This window comes from Collinsella sp. zg1085 (assembly GCF_018889955.1).
Classification (GTDB): Bacteria; Actinomycetota; Coriobacteriia; order Coriobacteriales; family Coriobacteriaceae; genus Collinsella.
The window spans coordinates 1,494,287-1,515,861 of the sequence record NZ_CP076545.1 but is presented as its reverse complement, the minus strand read 5'-3'; the positions used below and the strand labels follow the sequence as shown (position 1 = coordinate 1,515,861).

Sequence of the window (21,575 nt, the reverse complement as noted above, 5' to 3'; positions counted from 1 at the left end):
AGAAAGGGACTGCGCTATGAGCTTGCAGAAACGTTTGCAATCGGTTCAGACAGATGATGCCAGTGATACAGCAACGCGCTATCAAGAAATAAAAACAAATGCTAAGCAGGGAATTCTTGAGCGCGTTGGATTTGCTGAGGTGGCGCATATTGCAACACATAACGACCCTTTAGCTGCCCGCCAAGAGCTGTATCCAGCGGTAGAAGCGGTACTCAATGCCGATATACATCAAAGTCTGTCACAAGAAGAACGTGAGCAGATTGTTCAGGAGATTCTTGACGATATTGTAGGATTGGGACCGCTTCAGCCTTTGCTTGAAGACGATTCTGTAACTGAAATTATGGTTAATGGTGATAACCAGGCATTTTTTGAGCGTGCCGGAAAGCTCTATCCGTTTGAGAGCAGCTTTGAATCAGAAGAGCAAATTCGGATTATTATCGACCGTATTATTTCACCTCTTGGTCGTCGAATTGATGAACGAAGCCCACTCGTACATGCGCGTCTCGCTTGTGGCTATCGTGTAAATGCGGTAATTCCACCCATTGCGCTCGATGGTCCTCTCATCACTATTAGAAAGTTTTCTGACCGAATTGGCAGCTTAGGCGAGCTCGTAGAGCTTGGAGCCCTGCCACAGTGGTATGCACAACTTTTATCATTTGCGGTGCGCGTGCGAATGGATATTGCTGTCGCAGGTGGTACAGGATCTGGAAAAACAACGCTTCTTAATGCCTTGTCTTGTGAGATTCCCGAAGGGGAGCGAATTATTACTATTGAAGATTCGGCAGAGTTGAAGTTTGAGCGACATCCTCATGTTGTGCGTCTTGAGGCTCGTGAAGCTTCAATTGAGGGTGAAGGAGCAGTTTCAATTCGAGATTTAGTTGCAAATGCTTTGCGTATGCGCCCTGACCGGATAGTTGTTGGCGAGGTTCGTGGCTCAGAGTGTATTGATATGCTGCAGGCCATGAATACTGGGCACGATGGTTCGCTCACTACACTGCATGCAGGAAGTGCTGACGAGGCAATTGTGCGTCTTACGCTTTTAGCACGTTACGGCATTGATTTACCTGGTTCGTTAATCGAAGAGCAGATTGCAATGGCACTTGATGGCATTGTTATGAGTGAGCGAACGGCACAGGGCAAGCGCTATGTTTCGGCATTTGTTGGGGTGTCTCGTGCAGCATCAGGTGGTGTTGAGCTGCATACATTTGTTTCTTTTGACGCGGTGGGGCCGACGTGGGAGCTTATTGGGGAACCTCCGTTTATTGAGCGTGCCCTGCGTGCAGGAACGCTTTCTGAGGAGGAGGTGTGCGCATGGAGAGCATCATGTCCATCTTGATAGGTTCGATGTTTGGGATAAGTGTCTTAGTTTTGCTAGCACCTATACAAGAAAATGAAACACTACCTAAACAAAAATCTTTAATTTGTTTTACTCGTATACGTGCTCATTTAGAACAACTTCCTCTTATGAGAAATACACTGGTGCAAGAAATGCTCTCTCTTTATTTGCGAGCCGAGCTGCCTTTGTTGGAGACTAAGTATGTTCACAGTATCGCTGATGCTCTTTTTGTCCATCTCGTGCTGAGCTTGGTGAGCGCTGCTATAGGTGCTGTGCTATCAGGGAGTTTTTTGGGAGCGTGTGTAGGGCTTACTGCGCCAAGCATATATGCAGCTTCAAAACACATGAAATATAAGCGTCAGCAACGTGAACAAATTGAAGCTGCTATGCCTGAGGCTTTTCGCTCTCTATCAACTGCTTTAGGCTCAGGCTGTTCACTGGCTCAAGCAATGCGTTTTGTTGGCTCACACGCCAAAGAACCATTGCAATCAGAATTTATGCGGGTGGGATTTTCAATTGAATGTGGGGTGCCTGCCACAGAGGCGCTCGATAATTTATTGCAGCGGCTCCGCGCACCTGGATTAGGGCTGGTAGCTATAGCACTTAAGGTTTCACAAAAAACAGGCGCCCCACTTCAAGACTTGTTGTCGCAGGCGGCAAATACTGTTGGTACACGTATAGAGCTTAAACGCTTGCTTGAGGTTAAAACGGCTCAAGCACGATTATCTGCTCGGATGGTTGCTGCTATGCCAGTTGCTTTAATGACGTTGCTCTCGCTGCTTTCTCCCGATTTTAGAGAAGGAATATTGTTGCCAGCAGGAATGCTTTGCATAATAGTCGCCCTCATCTTGAATGCACTCGCATGGATAATCATATCGCGCATCATGAGAGTGGGGCTCGAATGAATGTCTTTATGTCAAGCGTTGCGGTGTCTTTGTGCGCAAGCATGTTATATGGATTGAGCACATGGGGATGGTTGGGGGTTCTGGTCGCGGAACGACACCTTGTTATGCATGAGTGCGTAGAGTTCTTGCGTCGTATGCTGCGTACTATGCAAGCAGTTTTTGAGTATATGCAGGCCTTGCTGTTTGGTGCAGCAGTAGGTCCTGGTCTAGGTGATGTCTCAGACATGATTGACATTATTCGGTTAGGACTAAGCGCGGGCATGTCCTTTGATGCGGCTCTTCGCCTATATATCGATCATGGTTCAAGTTTGCTTTGTCAGACTATGGAAGAGGCTTGGGTGCGATGGAGTTTGGGAATTGAGAGCCGAACAGAGGCTTTGCATATGGTGGCACGAAAGCTTGAGATTCAAGCACTTGAGCCCTTTGCGGCAGCAACAAGTCAAGCCTTGATATTGGGTGCGCCGCTTGCAGATACGCTGTCGCATCAAAGCCGAGTGTGTCGGCTGGCGCATAGAGCAGAGGTTGAGCGCCAGATTGAGCGGGCGCCGGTTAAGTTGCTAATTCCTACGGCAACGCTCATTTTACCTGCACTTTTATTATCAATTTTGGGTCCTTTTCTTGCAGCAGGCAAGATGATTTAGGAGGGAAAACTATGCAAGATACTAACAATACGCTTCTTTGTTTATATAAGACAGCTTGCTGTGATATGCGGCGTATTATCCGTTTGCTTATGCGCGAAGAGAGAGCACAAGGAACAACTGAATATGCAATTCTGGTAGGTGTTTTGGTGGTTATTGCAATCATTGCCATTATTGCATTTCGTGGAAAAATTACCGAGCTCTGGGACGCTATAAGCTCAGGTATCAATAGTTTGTGATGGCATGTGGTGAACAGAACTGGTCGGTTGCGGCTTGGGATAGTGCTTGTCTGTTGCTGCATGCTTACAGCCTGCGCCCTTTGGTGGGCTAAGCAGAGTGCACAAACGAAAGCTTCGTCTCAGCAGCTGCTTGATGATTCTTTAGATGAACAGACGCGTGAGACGCTAACTAGTTGGGCAGAGCAGATGCAGAGCATTGAAGCAGAAGCCTCATCGTCACAAAACTTTTTGCAAGAGCTTAATGAGGCGCACGGCAAGCATCATATGCATGCATGTACTTGGACAAGTTCGCAAGCGTTTATTAGTCAAGCTAGGACGGTATTGCAGGCATATCAAGAGCAAAAAAGTTCGCGGCTTATCACAGCGGGCTACCTTGACTTGTCAGGAAACGTTTGGGGAGCACTTATCCAGGGTGACGATGCGTGGGTTGACGTAGTGATGGTCTCCGATGCGTCTCATGAGCAAACAGTTCTGACGAGTGTCCGGGTGCTGCGTCTATGGGGCACGTCATGAGGGAAGGGGCGGGTATATGGGGCAAAGCTTAAAAGGGTGTGAGTTTGTGCACGGTCGAAAAGCAAGCATTTGGGGCCAATTTGCATTAGGGCAAGAAAGGAGCGCTCGAGCCCTGTGTGTATTAGGACGAGAAACGAGCGCTCAAGGCACGTTTGAGTATGCCGTTGTATGCAGCATGATGTTGGTGATTATTTTGGGTCTTGCGGTGCTTTGGCGTGCGAGTGCGCACGGTGGGCTCTCTGCCCTAGTTGAGCAAGCTGCATCGCATGCAGCTCATGCACGGGGAGTACCAGACCTTGTTTTGTATTAAGAACACCATTAAACAAGCTTGGTATAGGGTGCTAATGATAGCTTGTATCGTGAAGTGAGTTGGTTATGTTATGTGGAAGAAGCCTTATGTTGTGCGGCGCATGAGCTGCATTGAACAGCTGCTGGATTGTGCTCAGCAACAGATAGGGCGTGTTTCGCAGCAGGTATGTGGAGAAACAGCCGCTCAAGCAAGTGTTGAAGCTGCAATAACTATTCCGGTCTTTATGCTGTGCCTGATTATTTTATTGCAACCGGCATGCGTGTTTTATACACGCGCCATTATGGAATCAGCAGCTGGAGAACTTGCACGTCTCATGATTACCGCAGCGTATGAAGATGATGCTGCATATACCAACTTTGCACTTCGACGGCTTGAGGCAGTTCCTAACCTTTCTATCTTTCATGAGGGCACAAAACAGGATTGGGATGTGAGCTTTGAGCGCGGTGGTACGGCTGGGGCGGTGCAGGTGAATATTCAAGGTCAGGCTCGCCCTTTACCGTTGTTAGGTTCGCTTATGTTTTTGGCAGGCAAAACGCACGAGAATGGCCTTATTCCTATACGGGTGAGCGTGAAGTATACAGGCAGACCATCATGGTTGGAGGGAACGTATGATACGTGGGTATCGGTATGGAACTAGCTGTTTACACCCAAGCCCAAGGCGATGGTGGGGGATTGAGCTTTTTGTTGAAGAGGCGGCGTATACAACCGTAACAGCAGCAGTGGCGCTGTTGGTAGTACTTGCGCTTGTGTTTTCAATTAGTTTGGCAAGCTGGAGCTTGTCGCGTGCCGGAGATGTTCAGGCACATGCTGATGCCACAGCGCTAGCAGGAGCTAATGTTATTTCTTCTTATCACAGTGCTGCTACGGTTGTTGACGCCTGTGTTTTAAGTCTTGGTCTTACAGGCTTTTGTGTAATTGCAGCAGGAATGGTTGGCCTGCTTATTCCAGGTGTTAACACTGCAGCTGGTAAAGCAATAGAGCTCGGCATTAAAACTCTTAAGATGAGAAATAAATTTACTCAGTCAGCTTCAAAGGGATTACAAACCATAGAGCGCGTGCTGCCTTATCTTGTTGTGATGAATGGCATGCGTGTAGCTGCTGCAGAAAACTCGTCGGCTGTTAGGCACGTAGGGGTAGCAATCCCGGTTCCGCTAATATCTGCCTCAAAGTTTCTGGGTCTTGGAGATAATCAAGTTCCAACTAATGAGCTTGAAGCAACAACGCAAAAACTTGATGATGCGGCTGATGAGCTACGGGAGGCGCAAGAAAAAAGTGAAGATGCTAAACGAGTTGCATGGCTAGCTGATTGCGGCCAAGACGGCATGAATCTACAGGAGCGCGCAGGAAAGCTCTCTGGATTATCTGATGCAGATAATCCAGATTATGCCTCGAGTATTACTTGGCCACCTGTGGTGGCATTAACGCGCGCTCGTGCATATTATGCTTGGCGAAAACTAAACGATACGGCAGGGCAGGGTGGTCTTGAAGCACAGGTTGATGCTGTTGCACGTCACGCATTTTATGAGTTTGCACTATCAGAGCTTGAGCAAGCTCGGTTTGAAGAGACTGATGAGGGGGTTATTTGTGAGTTACCTAATCTGCCCAAAAATACCTCTGATGTGCGTGCGACACGTCTGTATACCGATGCTGTGTGGCCAACTACTCAAGAGCCAGCAGGATTAACGCTTCATTTTTCTGCCCGTTGCCCTGGAGCAAAAGGTAGTGCTGGGCCACTTGCTTCACTAGCTATGCTTGAGTCGGGGAGTGTTTGTGAATGTCCATACTGCCACTTTGGTGTGGGTGATTTAGGGAAAACACCACTTGCTTCTTCACATATTTCAAATGGGTTTGAATATCACTTGCATAAGTGTTTTGAGGCGCTGCGGATATACGCTGCAGCTCGTAATACTGAGCTTGAATTAGAGCGTTCAACCAAAGAGCAGGCAAAATCGAGTAGCAATGTATTTGAGGAGGCTCTAGCGGCGCTTGTTAGCAAGCGACCAAAGATTGCGCCGCCTGGTCGATTTGGTTGTATCGCAGGTGTGTTGCAGCAAAGTGTCACTAGTCCTGCAGCGCTCGAACAATCGTTTAATCATGCGGTTGCTCCTGAGCCGCGTCTGGCACTTGCTGCGGCAGTTCTCGCTAAAGACCCTGCAAGCTCTTCTCATAATGCGTTAGCCTCATTTGTAAGTCGTATTAAAGAAAAAACCGGTTCATCAGTGCTCACGCTGGTGGGTGATGTTATGGGCTTGTGGGGTCGTTTACTTATGGGATACGGAGACATGCATGCTGAACTTAACAGTGCAGTTGAAAAGCTGCTAAGTGGATTTGATGCGCTTGGGGTAGGTTCGATTGCTCGCTGGCTCGGAGACCGCGCACGTGCTATTTTTGACAGTTTTGGTCTTGAACCAGTTGATTTGAGTTATCGAAAACCCGTGCTTACTGATAGCAAGCACGTTATTGATAAATCAGATATTCCGGCGCTTTCAAATGTACAGTCTTTTATTCGGTCGCTTCCATTAAGTTCCAACAACCCTCATGCAATGTTACAAGCAGTTGGTATATCAGCTGTTGATGTTCTTGCGTCAACAGAGTTTACGGTAGCAGAAATTCCTGTTCCTGGAGGTAAGAGTATTCCGTTGACTATTCGATTAAAGGATTTAGTGGGAGCTGGTAGCTAATGTGGGACTCAAAACAACTTAGGGCAAAGGGCGAGGTTAAGAGCGTAGAGCCTGCGTTTATATGGTGCTTGAAGCAAGCTAAAGCCGCATATGATTTTATTGCTATGGGTGTTGGTATTCATGTGGCGTGAAGAACAAGCTCAGGCAACACTCGAGCTTGCACTGGTTCTTCCGGTACTCATAGTTGTGGGGCTGATTGTGTATAACCTTATGACGTTTAATGCGGCAGTTGCACGCTTTGATAGAGTGGTTCCCGATATTGTGCTGGCACATGGTAGCTCACCAAGAGGAGATGAGCACCGAGCATTTGCAGGGGCAACATCAACTATTCAGCATGAGCTCATTCAGGCGCTTGAGCCTTATGAGGTTGAAATTGAAGTTTCAGCTAGAGATATAGGGGCAGGTCCTCAAGGTACATCGCTGTTGTCGCTGGTGGGGAGTTTGTGCGCATATACCTGCCGGCTCAAATATAGGCCATGGCCTCAGGGTTTAGTACTTGCCGGAATTCGTTTGGGTGCACCTGACTGGCTTGTTCATACCAGAGAGGTAGTTGTAGACCCTTGGAGACCGGGGGCATTGGTATGAAAAACTGGTTTTGGGAAACGAGTTGTCAGGTTATTCAAGCGCTTGACTGGGCGCCAAGTTATGTTGTGATGGCAGATAAGTATCTTGAGCGTCTATTTGGGATGTTTATTTTGCCAGGCTACAACGAAGCAGGAGTGCCAACTGTATTAGCACTTCCACACTGCTCGTCGGTACATACCTTTGGCATGAAGCAGCATTTGGATATTGTGCTCATAGATGGTTGTGGCAAGGTAATTGCTCTGCACGAAAATGTTGGGCCTGGTTGTATGGTGGGAGACAAGAGGGCAGAGCTTATTTTAGAGCGTTTTCATGTGGGTTAACGTAGTACACCGTGCCCTGAGTGTGTTCTTGCAGAGAAGTCGGCTAAATTTATGCTTGACCATATTGTGCAGTTTGATATAGTTATCGAGCTGTCATTTTGGTAGCATCACTGGCCAGATAGCTCAGTTGGTAGAGCAGAGGACTGAAAATCCTCGTGTCAGGGGTTCAAGTCCCTTTCTGGCCACCAGCTAAACTGCAAATAGGGAGCCAGTTGGCTCCCTATTTTATTTGTCTTCTAGGTTGTATACTAGGACTATGTTTTAAAATGTGTGTCTATATAACCCTTCTTTTTATATCTTGATAGCAAGATTAAAGGACAACCTGAGAAGGATAGATTTTTGTCTTTGTGCAGGATCTTGAGATGCGTGTCGAGCCGCTGAGAAGTGGAACTCTATGGCGGTGTCGAGGAACTTTGGCGGTGCATTACGAAAAGCCTATGGCTCAGTGCGGTTATTTTAACTCCGAGTAGAATCCTCTTAAAGATGGTGGGATTCGCACGGGTTTTGTAAGTCGCTACTTTATTATTATCTAATAGAAAGAAGCTGTATTTTTGCACTAGAAATCGATTATCGAGCTGTCAAAATTAGAAGCATGTACTCTTTAGTCAGTCGCAATAGCGAGTGTATGAGCTGTTTGTTGGTAACATAAAGATACTTGGCAGTACCGCTCTTTGTTTTGATAGCATTGCGCACGGTGCATCGCACATGCCAAGTGTGTAGACATGCTCTGGGTGCGGCACGATAAGGTGTCACATAAAAAACATAACAAGAAGGGATTAAATCTATATAGTCTAAAATGTTCACCCCCCCCCTCGCTCTTTGCCATATAATTGACAACTCATGTATTTAACATATGTAACACCCTATGAAGTAGTTACAAAATACTATGGCATCTTAATTAAATTATCACCTGTACTTTGTGTCTGCTTTACTAATTGTTTTGAAATGCTACTATGAGCCTCGCATTTGTTTCCTATTCTGGAAAGAAGGTTAGTATGAAATCAAATCGTACAATGATGGTTGTAGCTGCTACGGTTGTGCTTCTGGGTACTCCCATTGCCGCTCTCCCAAGTTTTGCAGATGAACCTGACGTAACCCCGCTTGTTGCTTCAGACAATGCAGCAACTACGTCCGAGGAGGCAGGAGCTACGGACAGCTCGCCTACAGATGGCAGCGGTACAGCTGTTGCTCCTACTGCTGGCACTACTGCAGTTACTCACAGTCTTGGTGAAGTGTCAGATGATGCTACATCCACTGAAACTGTACCCCCCGCACCTAGTGCTTCCACTACTACAAATGATTCGGTAGAACCCTCAAATCCGACAGGCACCAACAGAGTTGGTATTCATGTCCATATTAAAAATACGGATGAGAGCACATTTCCAAATCGTTTCCCTACAGTAGATTTGACGAGGGCAATGAATATCAGGTTGGTCGATGGTCAGGGTAGGACGTATACTTCCACAGAGGTTGAGGGCTTCTCAGCAACATTCTCAGATCTTCCTGCGGGTATCTATACGGTTGAATACGCGGTGCCCGAAGGCTATATGGCGAAATCTGGTAAAGTTGGCACTGGCAGTTTGGGCTCTTATACATTGCCCAATGCCCGTGTTGAGGTGCGTGATACTGGTGTGTTTCAGCCCTTTTATATTCGTCTAACTGAACTGCCACCAGCAAATGATAACGATACTGTTCCTGTGGGTACCAATAAAGCTCAGGTCAATGTTCATATTAGAACTGGTGTTGAGGGCGCTAATCAAGGCTATCCAACCGAGGATATAACGCGTGCCATGAGCATTGAGTTGGTAGATGCTGAAGGACACGTCTATACAGTGGCTGAAATTAAAGAAGGGTTTAGAGCTAGTTTCCTGAATATCCCTACAGGTACCTATAAAATTCGCTTTGTAGTACCTGAGGGCTATGAGAGCGCGAGTGGCGAAACGGTGAGTTTTGGCGCTTATAAACTTTCAGGTGATACCCTTGAGATAAGTGATAATAAATACGTGTGGCAGCAGTTCTATGTGCTTTTGAAAGCAGTCGCGCCTGATAACGCTGACGATGATACCAATGGTGGTACCGGAGAGAATGCCGGCGACAACACCGATAACAATTCTACCGGTGGTAACACAGAAAACAATGCTGGCGGTAATGCCAACACTGGTGATGATATCAATGGTGGTACCGGAGGGAATACCGGCAACAACACCGATAACAATTCTACCGGTGGTAACACAGAAAACAATGCTGGCGGTAATGCCAACACTGGTGATGATATCAATGGTGGTACCGGAGGGAATACCGGCAACAACACCGATAACAACTCTGGCAATAACAATGACGATACTAGCAATACCGGCAATAACGGTTCTGGTAATAACGCTGGTGATAGTGCTAATGGCTCTGGAATAAACCAAAGCGCCAACAACGGCGACAACACCGACGGCTCTCAGATGCCTGGTAATCAGAAGGAGCCGGCAGCAAAAGACAAAACAATATCTCAGAAGAAAAAGAAAACTGTTAAGAAAAAAGCATTGCCTCAAACTGGTGATGCAAGTTTTGCGCAGGCCTTACTTGCTGGTTTTAGTGGTCTTGGCGCTACCGCAGTGGCTGCTTTAATTAATAAGAAGCGCAAGTAAGCGTTATTTTGGCATCACGGTACATTGATTTGTTCGTGAATTACAAAACCCTGTTCTCGCTCCTAGAGTTTATAAGGTACGAGGGCAGGGTTTTTGCTAGCAAGATACAAAGTGTGGACAGTTGTATCTCTGTGACTAGGCAGAAAGCCATTGCTTTACTACAGCTGTCGGCAGCGTCGGCGTCGCAACAGTTTTTCCAAGCCTAAAAACGCCAAAATCAAGATGACACAGGCAACTACAATCGAGCCGCCGGGGCGAACATCAACGTAATATGAGAAGCTTAAACCGCTCAGTGTTGCCGTTAAACCCACCGCAACCGAAATAAGACAGGTTTGTATATAACTCCTGCTAATGATAAGTGCGCAAGCAACCGGAAGTGTCACAATAGATACGACGAGTAATGCGCCCACAACCTTGCAGGCAAGTCCAATTAAAAGTGCACTTAAAACGGTAAAGATGGTGTTAACCACGCGCACTTTAACACCTGCAAGTCGCGCTAAAGTTGCGTTAATTGCAGCGTCTTGTAAGTCGGCATACAAGAATATGCTTATGCCAACAACTAAAAGAAAAATCACGGCGCAACTCATGACATCACTCGCTGTTACAGAAGATATTGAGCCAAAGAGATACGACTCAAAGGTATTTCCGCCAGGCGCTAAATCGGCCAAAATAACGGCCAAACCAAGTCCGGCAGAAAGCGTGACTGCAACAGCCATATCGCCAAATTGTGGCATTTTCTCGCGGATACGCTCAATATAGAGTGCGCCTACCACACAACTTATCACAGCTCCAATAACAGGATCAAAGCCAAAAATAAGACCCAAGCCCACACCAGTGAGCGAAATATGCGAGAGCGCATCACTAACCATTGATGTTTTGCGGTTAATCATAACAATACCGAGCAGCGGTAAGGCAATTGCCAGCATGCACCCCACAATAAGCGTGCGTTGCATAAACTCAAACTCAAGCATGGACAATCCTTCCGTTCTCAATACGGTGAATCGCGTCAAAGTCGATATAACGCGTCACAAAATCAAGTTCATGCGAAACAAAGAGCATGGTGAGGCCATCGCGCTCATGAATCTCCGTGAGTAGCTGCAAAAACTGAGCCTTGCTTTCAACATCAACCCCGGCAGTAGGTTCATCAAGCACAAGGAGCTTTGGCTTGCTCATGAGCGCTCGTGCAATCATAACGCGTTGTTGCAGCCCACCTGATAGCTCATTGAACGGTGTGCGTGCATAGGGTTTAAGCCCCATGCGCTCAAGCATGGCATCGGCTTTGCATAGCTGAGCCTTACGAGGAGTATGCGGCCAACCAAATTGACGTTGCAACTGAAGCACTACCAGCTCACGGCAGGTGGTGGGAAAGGCAACTTTGTCCATAACACTTGCTTGCGGCACATAGCCTATATGGGCGTAGTTGCTTGCGTGTCCTTGTGCTTTGCCAAAAAGTTTAATCTCGCCACTATATCCCGTGAGCTCGCCGAGTAAAAGCTTTAATAAGGTTGATTTACCTGACCCATTTTCGCCTGTGATGCAGACCATCTGGCCAGCTGCAATACTCAGAGATACCCCTTGGAGCACAGGCTCTGCGGTATAACCAAAGCGTAAATCTTGTATCTCAAGAATGTGCATGGGTACCCTCCTCATACAAAGATTGATAAATTGCCTCGATATTGGACCTCATAATTTCAACGTAGCCACCAGCATCAGCACCATCGTGGTCAGCAACATATTCCATCGAACACAACGGACAAGTTGCACCACCAATCTCTGCGGCGAGCGTATCGGCACCTTTTGAGCTTTGCCCTTGCTCATAAAATATTGTGCGAATATGGCGCTCCTTGCAAAAACTGATGGCCTTGCGCATGGTTTTAAGTGCGGGCGCTTCGGTAGAGGTGAGTCCCTGTAAGGGGTATTGTTTAATATTAAAGTCACGACAAAGGTAGGCATACGCGTTATGCGTAACTACAAATTCTCGCCGTTCAAGCTCTGCAAACTTTTGATCATATTCAGCCGAAAGCTCGGTAAGGCGAGACACAATCTTGCGTTTATTTTTGCGATAGATGTCCGCATGCTGCGGGTAGCGTTCAACCAGATAATCGTAGAGCGCGTTGCATGCGCGTTTGGCATTGAGTAGACTCAGCCAAGAATGTGGATCAAAAGTAATCGTGTCATGCCCAGATGACGAACCCTCAAGGAGCGACTTTGCAGGAATATCCACAGCATCGGTTTCGTTATTAACCAAGCGGTAGGAGAGTAACGACTCAGATGCACGGTCAGCAATCAAAACCCAAGGACCTTTGCTGGGTAGCGTGAAGCCAATGTAGCCCGACTCATGCCCCATTTCGAGCGCATACACCTGTTTTTCTTTAACCGTAAAGGTCTTGTGTTGCGCTACTACCTGCCCTTGTTCGCGCATGATTTCGCGGCCTGCAGCAACCAGTTCTTCAAGTGAGCTAGTTCTGGATGGCTTAAAAAAGGCAACGCGCATAATGTCTTCGTGGGTGTGCCCAAACTCAAAGCCGTAGGTACCGCTCTCAAGCTCAAGCCGAGCCATATATTGAAATTCGCCCATGGCTGCAGCGCCTTTATAAGTGATGAGGTCGATGCTATCCGATAAGGTGAGTATAGGGAGTTGAGGTAGGGCATTGCGCACCTGAGGAGCCCAGCGCTCCATATTGGCACCATTGAGAATCAAGGCGTCAGATTCTGCGAGCTCAGCCATGCGTCGAGGTGTTGGCTCCCAAGCATGTGGGTCTTTGTTGGTGGGCATAAAGGCTCGTACATCGGCGGTTTCACCAACTATTGCTTGTACAAGGTTAACAACCGGATAAAACGAAGCAAATATAAGGGGACGACCGTCGGTGTTTCGCGGTGTCGTGCAGCCCGCAAGCAGGGCTCCGAGACCAAGCGTGCTTGCGGCAAAGCCAAGCTTGAGGGCAGCGCGTCGGGTATATGCATAATCGTACATAGGTTTCCTTACAAGACTCGTCTCCTTTACTGGGGCGGTAAAGGAGACGAGTTCATCGGTGCGAAGGGGGACTTCGCCTACAGAAAAACGGCAGCTACTCTTTGATTTCTTCCTTAATTTGGCCCATAGTTGAGGAGGGGGCTACAAAAGTGGGATACCAATCGTCGCGTGCCATGATGTCATCAATGCTATTGCCGTAGCGCAGGTGGAAGTGCACGAGCTCTTCTTCGCCGTGTACTGGCATAAGTACCATGTAGGGGTAGGGGGCATCAGCTTCGTTTGCCTTGAAAATATCCCATTCAAGTTCGGCACCACCGTGGGTAACCTTGCGAGACTCAACAAAGCTATATGTTGCAGAGCTTAGCTCCTTGCCGCCATCTTTCTCAAACCCATCAAGGAAAGAAATCTTGTCACCCTTGATGGTGATGCCCGTAAAATCTGCGGCAACTTTTTTCTTAATTTCAGCTTTTACCTCGTCAGCCTTTTTGCTGTCACGCCCGGCAACCTCTTCATAGGTGCTATCAAGCTCGGGGTTGTCTAGGTAGCCATGAAAACCATTCCAAGTTCCCTCCCAGTCAGCAAGAGAAACCTTGGTTTTAGCAGGGGCTTTTTGCATAGGCGCAGAACCTTGCGATGTCTCGGCAGCGGGTTTTGAACTACTGCCTGCAGGTGCTGGCTTGTTGTTACAGGCGACAAGCGTAAGACTCAAGGCGAGCATAGTTGTTGCGGCAAGTACGCGGTGTGTTTTCACGGGGACTCCAATCCTGAGTAGTGAATCGTGAACACGGATAGATAAAGCGCCGGCATAAGGTGTACAGAGCTTGCACACCAACAAAAAGAAGAAGTGATGTAAAAGTTACAACTATCTAACTTTTTGTTATCTGCATTGTTGCAGTGCGATACAGCTAAAGTTAACTAAAGCAAACAATACATGAAACGAACACAGGAACTGGGTGAGTGCTATCGTGGGTGCGTGAAGCCTGTATGAGGGTGTTTTCCTCGGCTCTTTTGTGTGCACATATGTCATACCATAGTTAGAAAATGCTCAACTATGTCTGTTTGGAAATGGGGCATGTGATGGATTCTCAAACGCTGAGACAAGCTGCCATAAATCGCGTGCGTTTGCGTCGCCGCAAGCAAAAGCTCCCTGCCTATGGTCAGCTTCGAGGCGCTAATCTGTCGGGCTGGCTTATTCCTGAGCCGTGGGTTTGTCCAACGCTGTTTGAGGGAACGGGTGCCTCAACCGAGCAGGAGCTACAGCAGGCCTTGGGCACAACTGAGTATAATGAGCGTCTCCGCCAGCATTTGGAAAGCTTTATCACCGAGGCGGACTTTCGCCGTATGGCGCTTATCGGCCTTAATGCAGTGCGTATTCCTGTGCCGTGGTATGCCTTTGGCGTGCAGTCAGAAGGGAAGACCTATATTCCGCTTATTGACTATATTGATAGAGCCTTTGAATGGGCAAATCAGTATGAGATTGCTGTGATACTAACACTCGCGACGGTTCCCGGTGGTCAGGGCGATGCCCATGAACCTACTACGGCACCAAACTATATTGCCGAGTGGCATGCCTCGCATAATGGTCGTTACGCTGCGCTTGAAGTGCTCGAAAAGCTGGCTATACGCTATGGAGAGGATGATGCCTTAGCAGGAATTGAGCTCTTGGACGCGCCTGTGATGCGGGTACGCCAGGGGCTTTTTGCCATGAGTGATGGTATTCCTATTCACTACTTAAGAAATTACTATCGCGACGCCTATGCACGTATTCGTGCTCATATGCCAGCAAGCAAGGCTATTATCTTTTCTGACTCGGGTCATCCCGAGCGGTGGCGTGGTTTTATGCGTGGGTCTACCTACGAAAATATCATGATTGACGTGCATGTATATCATTATCGCGACCAGTTTGCACAAGATATAACCTCGCCGAAAGGCATTGTACAGGCAATTGTGCGCACAAAAGCAAGTATTGAGCTGGCACAACAGACGGGCTTTCCCGTGCTTGTTGGTGAGTGGTCAGGCGCGGCAGTGCTGTCAAGCTCGCGGGTAACACCCGAGGGTCGTGCTGCTTATGAGCGGGTGTTTATAGCTAATCAGTTGAGTGCATTTAAGCAGTGTGCTGGCTGGTTTTTTCAAACGTGGAAAACAGAAAAACGGATTCCTGCATGGGACGCGCGGGTTGCACTCGGTACCCTTGAGCGCGCCATGCTGGAATAGCGAGCAAGGATTGTTATGGCATTACTAAACAACGAGGTAGAGCAGGGTACGGGCAAGCCAGTTGCACAGATGGGTCGTTTGATGGTTGTAGGAACACCCATTGGCAATCTCGGCGATTTGAGCCCTCGCGTTGCTGAGGCATTTTGTGCAGCTGATGTGGTGTGCTGCGAAGATACGCGGGTAACTGCCAAATTGTTAGCTCATGTTGGCGCAACGCCTGAGCTCATGCGGGCTGACGAGCATACTATTGCTGCACGTCTACCACGCATTTTGGAGCGTATTGCAGCTGGTCAACAGGTGGTCTATGCCTCAGATGCTGGTATGCCAAGCATTTCAGACCCAGGGCAGCTGCTTATCAATGCCGCTCGCGAGGCAGGCGTGCTTGTTGATGTAATTCCTGGACCGTCTGCATGTATTACCGCACTGGTAGCAAGCGGCTTAGCCACTGATGCTTTTTTGTTTGCTGGTTTTTTCCCGCGCAAACACGGTGATCAGCTCAAGCGTTTGCACGAGCTGGCGGGTGTACCAGCAACGCTTTTGTTTTATGAGTCGCCGCATCGCATAGCAACAAGTCTTAAGACGCTTGCCGAGGTTCTACCTACGCGCATGTGCGCCGTATGTCGGGAGCTTACCAAGCTCCACGAGGAGATTGTGCGTGGTAGTGCTGCTGAGCTTGCGGAGCAGTTTTTAGCGCGCCCAGAGCTTAAAGGCGAGATAGTGCTGGTGATAGCACCACCCGCCGCAGGAGAAACAGAAATCAAAGGGAGCAATCTTGCTGCCGCGCATACAGAGCGTTTAGAGGCAGACATTGATGCGGCGCTTGCTGCAGGGGAGTCGCCAACGCATGCAGCTAAACGTCTTGCCCAGCAATATTCTGTGCGCAAGCGTGAGGTTTATGAGCAGTTGCTTGCGCGGCAGGAAAAGCTTGGCAACTAAATCGCTTCGCATATCGTTGCTCTTCTGTATATCTTCCTCTTACAAACTGGTTGTAAAAGCTTGCTTTGAGGTACCATAGCTAGAGTTTTGAAGATTTGACCCCAGAGAGAGGTCTCGGTTATGCCAGAAGCACCATCTTACTTTTTATCGACACCTATTTATTACGTGAATGCTGCCCCGCATTTAGGCACAGCCTATACAACTATCATGGCTGATGTACAGGCGCGTTTTCGTCGGTTGGCGGGTTTTGATGTTAAGTTTTTGACCGGCATGGACGAGCATGGTCAAAAGGTTGCTGAGGCTGCTGATGCACATGGTTTAAGCCCGCAAGCGTGGTGTGACAGTCAAGTTCCGCACTTCAAAGATTTGTGGGAAGAGCTCGAAATTTCGTATGACGATTTTATTCGTACCACTGAGCCACGCCAAACACAGGCGGTACAACACCTCTGGGAGCAGATGCGTGAATCGGGCTACCTCTATAAGGGCAGCTACGATGGGTGGTATTGCGTACCCGATGAAACATTTTTTACCGAGACGCAGGTTGCTAAAGCAGCCGAAGCAAGCGGACAAGTGGGTGCTCATCTTTGCCCTGATTGCGGCCGCGAGCTAACACGTGTTCAAGAAGAGAGTTGGTTCTTTAAGCTCTCAGCTTTTCAAGATCGCCTGCTTGAACTCTATGAGCAGCATCCTGAGTTTGTGCAACCAAGTTTTCGCATGAATGAGGTAAAAAGTTTTGTTGCAGGCGGCCTGAACGACTTATCGGTTTCGCGCAACACCTTTGACTGGGGTATCCCGGTTCCTTTTGACCCTGAGCACGTGACCTATGTGTGGTTTGATGCACTGCTCAACTATATGACTGCCGTAGGTTATGGAGGAACAAACGCCGAAGATGATGCTGTTCTTGCTCACCGCTGGCCAGCGCAAGTTCATCTGGTGGGCAAAGACATCATTCGCTTTCATTGCGTTATTTGGCCGGCCATGTTAATGGCAATTGGTGCAAAGCTGCCTGAGCAGGTGTTTGCCCACGGCTTTTTGATGGTGCGCAATGAAGAAACCGGCAAGGGCGAAAAAATGTCTAAGAGCCGGGGTAATGCTATTGCCCCACGTGAAGTTATTGAGATGCTGGGTGTTGAGGGCTATCGCTATTACTTTATGACCGACGTGGTGCCAGGTACCGATGGTGCTATTTCATTTGCACGTATGCGTCAGGTGTATAACGCCGACCTTGCTAATAGCTGGGGAAATCTTATTTCACGCTCGCTTAACATGAGTGCTAAGTATTTTGGTGGCACGTCTCCGGTGCGCCCAGAGCATAGCAGCGCTAATCCGCTGGCTGAGCTTGCGGCTGGATTGTATGAGCGCTATGCCAGCAAGATGGCAAACTTTGCCTATGGTGATGCAGCGGCTGAGGTTATGGAGCTTATCCATGCAGCAAATCACTACATTGAAGACAGTGAGCCATGGACGCTTGCCAAGGATGCTGCCCGCGCTGATGAACTTCAAGCAGTTATTTATAACCTGCTCGAAGCTATTCGTATCTCGGCTCACCTCTTAAGTCCTTTTATGCCGTCTACGTCGCTTGAGGCACTGCGCCGTATGTCATGCGAGGCAGAAGTGGGAAGCAAAACCCTTAATGAGCTGGTGCTATGGGGTGGTTTTGCGGGAGGTATGCCCGTTGAGAAGGGTGAGGCGCTTTTCCCGCGCTTAGACGATGAGCCACGTGTATAGCTCGGTGCATTCTTTTGCTGCATCGTAGCTGTTTTATGAGAAAGAACCGGTATCCATGACTACCTCTTTGCTCGCGAGCCCCACGGCAACACGTGCGCTGCTTGATGCCTATGGCCTCACAACAAAGTATCGTTTTGGTCAGAACTTTTTGGTAGACAATCACGTTATCGAGAAGATTATGGCGCTCTCAGAGTTAACCGGCACTGAGCGGGTGCTTGAGGTAGGTCCTGGTATTGGAACTCTGAGTTTGGCTCTTTTGCAGGAGGCAGCCCAGCTTATCTCTCTTGAAATGGATACCGATTTAGAGCCTGTACTGGCAAATCACGCCGCCGCCAACCCGCATTTTACCTATATGTTGGGAGATGCACTGCAGATTTCGGCAGAAGAGATTGTTGCCCATGCCGGCGGCGAGCCAGAACTTTTTGTAGCTAATCTTCCTTATAACGTAGCAGCCACACTTATTCTGGACTATATAGCTAAGTTTCCAACCCTTAAGCGTTGCGTGGTCATGGTACAAAAAGAAGTAGCGGATCGCATTGCCGCGCATCCAGGTACTAAGGCATATGGCGCATACACCGCAAAGCTGGGCTTATACGTACAGGTAACTGGTCGGTTTGAGGTACCTCCGCGCTGTTTTATGCCTGCACCTCATGTTGACTCGGCAGTAATACGTCTTGACAGGCGAACAACATATGATGGGTTTGAGATTCCGGCTGAGCTTGAGCTGGCCGCGCTTGAGCGGGTTATCGATGCGTGTTTTGTTCAGCGTCGTAAAACCGTGCGAAATTCTATGACGGCTGCAGGATTTGATAAGACCCTGCTCGATGCAGCCTTTGAGCAAAGTGGCATAGCTGCCACCTCGCGGGGTGAGACTTTGGCGCTGCCTGATTTTATTCGCCTTGCTACAGCACTTGTGGCACTTGGTGTAGTGCATAAGGGGAAACGCTGTGACTAAACTTGAGCTGCCAATTTGTTTTGAGAAGCGAGTTAAAAAGAAGCTAAAACAATATGAGGCACCGCAACTTCCAGTTGCTCTGGCCGATACGCATGCGCACCTTACCTGTTTTTGGGAGAAGGACCCGGCGGTATGTCTTGCTCGTGCGGAGCTTGCGGGCGTGCGCCAGCTTACCACACTGTTTGACCCTCTCGGAGATACTTTAAGCTTGGAGCATTTTCAAGAGCAGCTGCGTAGTTGGATAGCTGCGGCTCACGAGATGACAGAGACATATCTTAAAGAAAATGCACTGCTCTTTGATTGTGCAAAAGAAGATACCTTGCCGCCAGGCGACACCTCTACGCTTGCTAACAGCTCGGTTGCTAATAGTAGTCCGCTTACGCTTTTTGACAACATTGGCTACTTGGTGGGCGTACACCCCTACGGTGCCTCGCGCTATACCTCTAAACATACGGCATTGCTAGCTCAGGCTCTGTGCGACCCATACTGTGTTGGTGTAGGTGAAATTGGGCTTGATTATCACATAGACCATGACGACAACATCGCACCCGCCCCGCGTGAGTTGCAGATAAGCGTTATGCAAGCGCAGCTTGAGGTGGCACTCGCCCAACATGTTCCGGTAGAGCTTCACCTTAGAAACGATGCCTTAGACTCTAAGCGTCAAGCACATCGTGATGCTTTTGACCTGCTCAGAAGCGTAGGTGTCCCCAAGGCTGGTTGTATCTTACACTGTTTTTGCGAAGACACCGCCACCATGCAAGAAGCGGTTGATTTGGGCTGTCATATTGCTTTTGGTGGCGCTGCAACGTTTTCGGTCAATGATGAGCTGCGGGCAGCCTTTGTAGCATGTTCGCTTGACCGCATACTGTTTGAAACCGACTGCCCGTACATGGCTCCCATGCCGGTGCGCGGAATAGAGTGTGAGCCGGCATGTATTGGTTTTACCGCAGATACCCTGAGCCGCTATCGTGCTGAGAAACGTGATGAAGACCCCCAGGCTATTCTTTTAGCAGCTTATGAAAATGCCCGTCATCTTTTGAGCTTGCACTAGAATAGGAGGGCGTGCTGCCACGTTGTGAGGTATGCCCAAGTCATGCAGTGAGGAGTTCTACCGTATGCGTCGTTTTGCTACTTATATGCTCGTTATCGCATCGTTTCTTACCAGCTGCATGCTGCTTCCGAACCTCAGTTTTGCAGAGCGCCTGCAAAGTGACGTAATTGTTGGGCGCAGCGTTGTAGAAGGTGGCTTTACCGAGGCAGACACGCCAAGTTTGACCTGCCCTGAGGCGATTGTGGTGGGAAAAGATGGCACCGTTTATTTTGAGCGTGCGGCTGACACCGAGGTCAAGATTGCTTCAATTACCAAGGTTATGACAGCGATTGTGGCACTTGAACACGCCGCGCTTGATGATACGGTGGTGGTAGACGAGCCTGCAGCAAAGGTTGGTCAGTCCTCGGCTGAGCTTAGAATAGGTGATAAGCTCAGTTTGCAGACGGCACTCAAAGCCTTACTCATGGCATCAGGAAACGATGCCGCTATGGCAATTGCAACAAGCGTGGGAAAAAAGATAGACCCCACAAGTAATAATCCCTATGCAAGTTTTATTGATGCCATGAATGCCAAGGCGCAAGAGCTGGGGATGGTGCATACGCTTTTTGAAAACCCCCATGGCCTTGACTTTGATGGTTGGGAGGGCAATATGCACTCCTCTGCCCGCGATGTAGCTACTATGTTTGCCTATGCAATGCAGCGTGATGATTTTCGCGCGCTTGAAGAAGACTCAAATACCGTCATCACGGTTGAAGGTGCAGATGGAGCTATGCGCGATATTAGCCTCATCGACCGTAATAAAATACGAGGTCAAGAGGGAAATATCGGTGGTAAAACGGGCGGTACCTACATTGCTCTTGACTGTTTTGTGGGTGCATTTACACAAGAGCTTGGCGGCGAAATCTATACGGTTGTTCTGGGTAGTCCTACCGAGGATGAGCGTTGGGATGACACGCGTGCTCTTGCTGCGTGGTATTACCAGCACATGGTGCTCTATCCCCTGTTAACCTCACGCGCTACAGCAGCCGATGGCACACCGCTGGTTGCGCGTGTGGCGCATGCTGGTTGGTCTGACAAGACGGTGGGCGCCACCATTGAAAACCCAACACAGGCAGTACCTATTTTTAGCTTAGCGGATCCGGTTGAAGAAGAGCTCCAAGTGCAAGAGGTAACAGGAGCAGTTCATACGGGTGATAGCTTGGGCACACTAAAGCTTCGCCAGGGTCAACGTGAGCTTGCTGAGGTGGAGGTTGTGGCGGCAGAGAACCAAGACGGTCCTAACCTGTTTGAGTGGCTGCTTGTTCAGTTTGATCGCGCGCTTCGTTTTATAACAGGAAAACAAACAACGGCAATGAAAGAGCAACTTTTTGAAGTACCCTCTCCGCTTGAGCTTGACCAAGTTTAACTGATATTAAGCGAAGCTTTGGGTGTGCCAAAACTGAATAAAAGTGATTATATTTTGATTCAGGTTTTTTATAAATAAGTCTCTTACCTGAGCATAGGTCTAAAAAGTCCACTTCATAATTTATCAACGGTCTTACGTTATTCATACCA

The 21,575-nt window shown here is 48.5% G+C and carries 21 protein-coding genes and 1 tRNA gene; 18 read left to right on the top strand and 4 right to left on the bottom strand.

Translation table 11 applies throughout. The features are described from left to right. Window positions 1-16: 16 nt before the first annotated feature. The 12 genes from KPC83_RS06435 to KPC83_RS06380 all read left to right on the top strand — a co-directional run bounded on the left by KPC83_RS06435 (window position 17) and on the right by KPC83_RS06380 (window position 10,163). The gene (locus KPC83_RS06435) at window positions 17-1,336 is read left to right on the top strand and encodes a CpaF family protein (RefSeq protein WP_216278430.1); all 1,320 of its coding nucleotides are present in this window, start codon (window positions 17-19) and stop codon (window positions 1,334-1,336) included. Then, window positions 1,324-2,241: a type II secretion system F family protein gene (locus tag KPC83_RS06430; protein WP_216278429.1), complete on the top strand. Its 918-nt coding sequence runs from the start codon at window positions 1,324-1,326 to the stop codon at window positions 2,239-2,241. The genes KPC83_RS06435 and KPC83_RS06430 overlap by 13 nt, the downstream gene beginning before the upstream one ends. After that, on the top strand, window positions 2,238-2,882 hold the full coding sequence (locus KPC83_RS06425) for a type II secretion system F family protein (RefSeq protein WP_253200906.1): 645 nt from the start codon (window positions 2,238-2,240) through the stop codon (window positions 2,880-2,882). Before KPC83_RS06430 ends, KPC83_RS06425 begins: the two co-directional genes overlap by 4 nt. A 65-nt stretch (window positions 2,883-2,947) precedes the next feature. Then, entirely contained in the window at window positions 2,948-3,118 is a 171-nt protein-coding gene (locus KPC83_RS06420) for a Flp family type IVb pilin (protein WP_216279288.1), read from the top strand. A gap of 60 nt (window positions 3,119-3,178) precedes the next feature. Continuing rightward, on the top strand, window positions 3,179-3,631 hold the full coding sequence (locus KPC83_RS06415; protein ID WP_216278428.1) for a hypothetical protein: 453 nt from the start codon (window positions 3,179-3,181) through the stop codon (window positions 3,629-3,631). Between the two features lie 16 nt (window positions 3,632-3,647). Continuing rightward, window positions 3,648-3,941: a hypothetical protein gene (locus KPC83_RS06410; RefSeq protein WP_216278427.1), complete on the top strand. Its 294-nt coding sequence runs from the start codon at window positions 3,648-3,650 to the stop codon at window positions 3,939-3,941. 70 nt (window positions 3,942-4,011) lie between these two features. After that, the gene (locus KPC83_RS06405) at window positions 4,012-4,578 is read left to right on the top strand and encodes a TadE family protein (protein ID WP_253200904.1); all 567 of its coding nucleotides are present in this window, start codon (window positions 4,012-4,014) and stop codon (window positions 4,576-4,578) included. Beyond that, complete coding sequence (locus KPC83_RS06400; protein WP_216278426.1) at window positions 4,550-6,622, top strand: hypothetical protein; 2,073 nt, start codon at window positions 4,550-4,552, stop codon at window positions 6,620-6,622. Before KPC83_RS06405 ends, KPC83_RS06400 begins: the two co-directional genes overlap by 29 nt. Before the next feature lie 90 nt (window positions 6,623-6,712). Next, complete coding sequence (locus KPC83_RS06395) at window positions 6,713-7,207, top strand: hypothetical protein (RefSeq protein ID WP_253200903.1); 495 nt, start codon at window positions 6,713-6,715, stop codon at window positions 7,205-7,207. Next, window positions 7,204-7,527 (top strand): hypothetical protein, encoded by a 324-nt coding sequence (locus KPC83_RS06390; protein WP_216278425.1) that lies wholly within the window; start codon window positions 7,204-7,206, stop codon window positions 7,525-7,527. Before KPC83_RS06395 ends, KPC83_RS06390 begins: the two co-directional genes overlap by 4 nt. Before the next feature lie 112 nt (window positions 7,528-7,639). Beyond that, window positions 7,640-7,715: transfer RNA gene (locus KPC83_RS06385), tRNA-Phe, on the top strand. Between the two features lie 807 nt (window positions 7,716-8,522). Next, entirely contained in the window at window positions 8,523-10,163 is a 1,641-nt protein-coding gene (locus KPC83_RS06380) for an LPXTG cell wall anchor domain-containing protein (RefSeq protein WP_216278424.1), read from the top strand. A gap of 158 nt (window positions 10,164-10,321) precedes the next feature. On the opposite strand, the gene KPC83_RS06375 is transcribed toward KPC83_RS06380, so the two are convergent. From KPC83_RS06375 to KPC83_RS06360, 4 genes are all read right to left on the bottom strand, one after another. Then, window positions 10,322-11,134: a metal ABC transporter permease gene (locus KPC83_RS06375; RefSeq protein ID WP_216278423.1), complete on the bottom strand. Its 813-nt coding sequence runs from the start codon at window positions 11,132-11,134 to the stop codon at window positions 10,322-10,324. Further along, the gene (locus KPC83_RS06370) at window positions 11,127-11,798 is read right to left on the bottom strand and encodes a metal ABC transporter ATP-binding protein (RefSeq protein WP_216278422.1); all 672 of its coding nucleotides are present in this window, start codon (window positions 11,796-11,798) and stop codon (window positions 11,127-11,129) included. The genes KPC83_RS06375 and KPC83_RS06370 overlap by 8 nt, the downstream gene beginning before the upstream one ends. After that, window positions 11,785-13,137, bottom strand: a complete 1,353-nt coding sequence (locus KPC83_RS06365) for a metal ABC transporter solute-binding protein, Zn/Mn family (RefSeq protein ID WP_216278421.1) — start codon at window positions 13,135-13,137, stop codon at window positions 11,785-11,787. The genes KPC83_RS06370 and KPC83_RS06365 overlap by 14 nt, the downstream gene beginning before the upstream one ends. A gap of 94 nt (window positions 13,138-13,231) precedes the next feature. Further along, window positions 13,232-13,888, bottom strand: coding sequence for a ZinT/AdcA family metal-binding protein (locus tag KPC83_RS06360; RefSeq protein WP_253200902.1), 657 nt, complete (start codon window positions 13,886-13,888; stop codon window positions 13,232-13,234). A gap of 326 nt (window positions 13,889-14,214) precedes the next feature. On the opposite strand from KPC83_RS06360, the gene KPC83_RS06355 reads away from it, so the two are divergent. The 6 genes from KPC83_RS06355 (at window position 14,215) to KPC83_RS06330 (ending at window position 21,426) form a co-directional block, all read left to right on the top strand. Further along, the gene (locus KPC83_RS06355) at window positions 14,215-15,351 is read left to right on the top strand and encodes a glycoside hydrolase family 5 protein (RefSeq protein WP_216278420.1); all 1,137 of its coding nucleotides are present in this window, start codon (window positions 14,215-14,217) and stop codon (window positions 15,349-15,351) included. Between the two features lie 15 nt (window positions 15,352-15,366). Further along, a complete protein-coding gene (gene rsmI, locus KPC83_RS06350; RefSeq protein ID WP_216278419.1) occupies window positions 15,367-16,287 on the top strand; it encodes a 16S rRNA (cytidine(1402)-2'-O)-methyltransferase in 921 nt (306 codons plus the stop codon). Window positions 16,288-16,407: 120 nt separating this feature from the next. After that, window positions 16,408-18,015 carry a methionine--tRNA ligase gene (metG, locus tag KPC83_RS06345; protein ID WP_216278418.1) on the top strand — a complete coding sequence of 536 codons (1,608 nt, stop codon included), beginning with the start codon at window positions 16,408-16,410 and terminating at the stop codon, window positions 18,013-18,015. Window positions 18,016-18,070: 55 nt separating this feature from the next. Further along, on the top strand, window positions 18,071-18,970 hold the full coding sequence (rsmA, locus tag KPC83_RS06340) for a 16S rRNA (adenine(1518)-N(6)/adenine(1519)-N(6))-dimethyltransferase RsmA (RefSeq protein WP_216278417.1): 900 nt from the start codon (window positions 18,071-18,073) through the stop codon (window positions 18,968-18,970). Continuing rightward, window positions 18,963-20,021 (top strand): TatD family hydrolase, encoded by a 1,059-nt coding sequence (locus tag KPC83_RS06335; protein WP_253200896.1) that lies wholly within the window; start codon window positions 18,963-18,965, stop codon window positions 20,019-20,021. The genes rsmA and KPC83_RS06335 overlap by 8 nt, the downstream gene beginning before the upstream one ends. A 64-nt stretch (window positions 20,022-20,085) precedes the next feature. Further along, window positions 20,086-21,426 carry a D-alanyl-D-alanine carboxypeptidase family protein gene (locus tag KPC83_RS06330; RefSeq protein ID WP_216278416.1) on the top strand — a complete coding sequence of 447 codons (1,341 nt, stop codon included), beginning with the start codon at window positions 20,086-20,088 and terminating at the stop codon, window positions 21,424-21,426. Window positions 21,427-21,575 lie beyond the last annotated feature (149 nt).

What these genes read in the sequence shown, in the direction of transcription:
- KPC83_RS06435 (WP_216278430.1), top strand. Translation starts at nt 17, where the DNA reads ATGAGCTTGCAGAAACGTTTGCAATCGGTTCAGACAGATGATGCCAGT.
- KPC83_RS06430 (WP_216278429.1), top strand. Translation starts at nt 1,324, where the DNA reads ATGTCCATCTTGATAGGTTCGATGTTTGGGATAAGTGTCTTAGTTTTG.
- KPC83_RS06425 (WP_253200906.1), top strand. Translation starts at nt 2,238, where the DNA reads ATGAATGTCTTTATGTCAAGCGTTGCGGTGTCTTTGTGCGCAAGCATG.
- KPC83_RS06420 (WP_216279288.1), top strand. Translation starts at nt 2,948, where the DNA reads ATGCGGCGTATTATCCGTTTGCTTATGCGCGAAGAGAGAGCACAAGGA.
- KPC83_RS06415 (WP_216278428.1), top strand. Translation starts at nt 3,179, where the DNA reads ATGCTTACAGCCTGCGCCCTTTGGTGGGCTAAGCAGAGTGCACAAACG.
- KPC83_RS06410 (WP_216278427.1), top strand. Translation starts at nt 3,648, where the DNA reads ATGGGGCAAAGCTTAAAAGGGTGTGAGTTTGTGCACGGTCGAAAAGCA.
- KPC83_RS06405 (WP_253200904.1), top strand. Translation starts at nt 4,012, where the DNA reads ATGTGGAAGAAGCCTTATGTTGTGCGGCGCATGAGCTGCATTGAACAG.
- KPC83_RS06400 (WP_216278426.1), top strand. Translation starts at nt 4,550, where the DNA reads ATGATACGTGGGTATCGGTATGGAACTAGCTGTTTACACCCAAGCCCA.
- KPC83_RS06395 (WP_253200903.1), top strand. Translation starts at nt 6,713, where the DNA reads ATGATTTTATTGCTATGGGTGTTGGTATTCATGTGGCGTGAAGAACAA.
- KPC83_RS06390 (WP_216278425.1), top strand. Translation starts at nt 7,204, where the DNA reads ATGAAAAACTGGTTTTGGGAAACGAGTTGTCAGGTTATTCAAGCGCTT.
- KPC83_RS06380 (WP_216278424.1), top strand. Translation starts at nt 8,523, where the DNA reads ATGAAATCAAATCGTACAATGATGGTTGTAGCTGCTACGGTTGTGCTT.
- KPC83_RS06375 (WP_216278423.1), bottom strand. Translation starts at nt 11,134, where the DNA reads ATGCTTGAGTTTGAGTTTATGCAACGCACGCTTATTGTGGGGTGCATG.
- KPC83_RS06370 (WP_216278422.1), bottom strand. Translation starts at nt 11,798, where the DNA reads ATGCACATTCTTGAGATACAAGATTTACGCTTTGGTTATACCGCAGAG.
- KPC83_RS06365 (WP_216278421.1), bottom strand. Translation starts at nt 13,137, where the DNA reads ATGTACGATTATGCATATACCCGACGCGCTGCCCTCAAGCTTGGCTTT.
- KPC83_RS06355 (WP_216278420.1), top strand. Translation starts at nt 14,215, where the DNA reads ATGGATTCTCAAACGCTGAGACAAGCTGCCATAAATCGCGTGCGTTTG.
- rsmI (WP_216278419.1), top strand. Translation starts at nt 15,367, where the DNA reads ATGGCATTACTAAACAACGAGGTAGAGCAGGGTACGGGCAAGCCAGTT.
- metG (WP_216278418.1), top strand. Translation starts at nt 16,408, where the DNA reads ATGCCAGAAGCACCATCTTACTTTTTATCGACACCTATTTATTACGTG.
- rsmA (WP_216278417.1), top strand. Translation starts at nt 18,071, where the DNA reads ATGACTACCTCTTTGCTCGCGAGCCCCACGGCAACACGTGCGCTGCTT.
- KPC83_RS06330 (WP_216278416.1), top strand. Translation starts at nt 20,086, where the DNA reads ATGCGTCGTTTTGCTACTTATATGCTCGTTATCGCATCGTTTCTTACC.